Genomic DNA, 2684 nt, shown 5'->3' with positions numbered 1-2684 from the left:
GCGCGGCGGCGGCGACTGTACGACGCGCTGCCGCTGCCGGACGCCGCCCTCGGTCTCGCGGTGGGCTCGGTGACCGGTTCCGGGCCGAGCGCGATCGCCGCGATGGGCCGGCTCCGGGCCTCCCTGCGGGCGTACGCGGTGATGGAGGGCGAGGACCCGGTCGCGGTCCTGTCCGACCTCGAACTGCTCCTCAGGCTCACCGAGCCCGCCCGCTCGGCCACCGCCCTGTTCGCCTACTGCGAGCCCGCGCTGCGCAAGATCACCCTGGCGGGGGCAGGTCACAGCCCGCCGCTCCTGGTCGGCGAGCGGCGCACGGAGTTCGTGGAGACCTCCGTCTCCGCGCCGCTGGGCATGCTCGCCTGCTGGGAGGCGCCGAGCGTGGAGTTCGAGACGGAGCCCGGCGAGACGGTGCTGCTCTACACGGACGGGCTGCTGCACCGCACCGGCGACCCCATGGACCGCGCTTTCGCCCGACTGCACTCGGCGGCGGCGAGCGTCCCCAAGGCGCTGCGCGCCGACCCGGCCGCGATCGCCGACCACGTGCTGCGGACCGTACTGCCGGACGGCCTCGACACGGCCGACAGCGACGAGGACGTCGTCCTCCTGGCGGCTCGCTTCGAGTAGTCGTCCATACGCCGTTGGTAATAGGCCTTCCGGCCCTGGGCCCCCTTCCGTACGACCGTACGATGGAGGGGGTCCAGTGCCGTATCTAGGAGGATGACCGTGGCCGACGAGCTCACCCCGGCTGTACCGGATTCTGCTGCTACCGCAGCGGGCCCGGAAGCTGAGTCTGAGGAGCCTGAAGCGCCCATCAAGAAGCGCAAGAACGGCCTGTACCCGGGCGTGTCCGACGAGTTGGCCGAGAGCATGAAGTCCGGCTGGGCCGACACCGAGCTGCACGACCTGCGGCCCGTCGAGCAGGCCGAGCACACCGCCCGCCGCCGCGCCGCGCTCTCCGCGCGCTTCCCGGGCGAGCGCCTGGTGATCCCCGCGGGCAACCTGAAGACCCGCTCGAACGACACCGAGTACCCCTTCCGGGCATCGGTCGAGTACGCGTACCTGACGGGCAACCTCACCGAGGACGGCGTCCTCGTCCTGGAGCCCACGACCGAGGGCCACAAGGCGACGATCTACCTCCTGCCGCGCTCCGACCGCGAGAACGGCGAGTTCTGGCTCTCCGGCCAGGGCGAGCTGTGGGTCGGCCGCCGCCACTCCCTCACCGAGGCCGGGAAGCTCTACGGGATCCCCGCCTCCGACGTCCGCGAACTGGCCGAGGCGCTGCGCGAGGCCACCGGCCCGGTCCGCGTCGTGCGCGGCTACGACGCCGGCGTCGAGGCCGCGCTGACCGACAAGGTCACCGCCGAGCGCGACGAGGAACTGCGGGTCTTCCTCTCCGAAGCACGCCTGGTCAAGGACGAGTTCGAGATCGCCGAGCTGCAGAAGGCCGTCGACTCGACGGTCCGCGGCTTCGAGGACGTCGTGCGCGTGCTCGACAAGGCCGAGGCGACCAGCGAGCGCTACATCGAGGGCACGTTCTTCCTCCGCGCACGCGTCGAGGGCAACGACGTCGGCTACGGCTCGATCTGCGCCGCGGGCCCGCACGCCACCACCCTGCACTGGGTGCGCAACGACGGCCCGGTCCGCTCCGGCGACCTGCTCCTCCTGGACGCGGGCGTCGAGACGCACACCCTGTACACCGCCGACGTGACGCGCACGCTGCCGATCAACGGCCGCTTCAGCGACATCCAGAAGCAGGTCTACGACGCCGTGTACGAGGCCCAGGAGGCCGGTATCGCGGCGGTGCAGCCGGGCGGCAAGTACCGCGACTTCCACGACGCGGCGCAGCGCGTGCTGGCCGAGAAGATCGTCGAGTGGGGTCTTGTCGAGGGTCCCGTGGAGCGCGTCCTGGAGCTGGGCCTCCAGCGCCGCTGGACGCTGCACGGCACGGGCCACATGCTCGGCATGGACGTCCACGACTGCGCCGCCGCGCGCACCGAGACGTACGTGGAGGGCACCCTGGAGCCCGGCATGGTCCTCACGGTGGAGCCCGGCCTGTACTTCCAGGCGGACGACCTGACCGTCCCCGAGGAGTACCGCGGCATCGGCGTCCGCATCGAGGACGACATCCTGGTCACCGAGAACGGCAACCGGAACCTCTCCGACGGCCTGCCCCGGACCTCGTCCGAGGTCGAGCTGTGGATGGCGTCCCTCAAGGGCTGACGGAGCTGATACAAGACTGATGGCCGGGCACACGTGCGGTGCCCGGCCATTCGTGTGCCAGTCGTATGCCTAGGGGGAGGGCTTTATTCGTGAACGACTTCTGGTCCGGCGTCGGGGTCGACCTGCATCTGGAACCCGACCCGGAGGGCGGCCGTCGCGCAGGTCTCGAACGCGCGCTCCGGGACGCCGTACGCGACGGCCGTCTGGCCCCCGGGACGCGTCTCCCGGCCACCAGACGCCTCGCGACCGAACTCGGCGTCTCCAGGGGCACCGCGAAGGCGGCCTACGACCAGCTCGTCGCCGAGGGCTATCTGACCGCGCGCCAGGGTTCGGGCACCCAGGTCGCGCTGCTGCCCTCCGTCGACACGGAGACACCAGGTGCGGCGGCACGCGCGCGTGTACCCCGTTTCGACCTGCGGCCTGGCAGCCCGGACGTCGGCGCGTTCCCGGCGGCGGCCTGGCTG

Annotated in this window: 2 protein-coding genes and 1 pseudogene; all 3 read left to right on the top strand. The window is 71.8% G+C overall.

From position 1 onward, the window contains the following. A pseudogene (locus R6V09_RS50410) lies at positions 1–624 on the top strand (PP2C family protein-serine/threonine phosphatase); the annotation flags it as partial. Between the two features lie 93 nt (positions 625–717). Beyond that, positions 718–2220: an aminopeptidase P family protein gene (locus R6V09_RS50405; RefSeq protein ID WP_317888133.1), complete on the top strand. Its 1503-nt coding sequence runs from the start codon at positions 718–720 to the stop codon at positions 2218–2220. A gap of 89 nt (positions 2221–2309) precedes the next feature. Further along, on the top strand, positions 2310–2684 hold a 375-nt coding region (locus R6V09_RS50400), incomplete at its 3' end, for a winged helix-turn-helix domain-containing protein (RefSeq protein WP_317888132.1).

Source organism: Streptomyces sp. W16, from assembly GCF_033194735.1.
In the GTDB taxonomy this organism is placed as follows: domain Bacteria; phylum Actinomycetota; class Actinomycetes; order Streptomycetales; family Streptomycetaceae; genus Streptomyces.
The sequence above is the reverse complement of the archived record's forward strand: the minus strand, read 5'-3'. Positions and strand labels throughout refer to the sequence as shown.

What these genes read in the sequence shown, in the direction of transcription:
- R6V09_RS50405 (WP_317888133.1), top strand. Translation starts at nt 718, where the DNA reads ATGACCGTGGCCGACGAGCTCACCCCGGCTGTACCGGATTCTGCTGCT.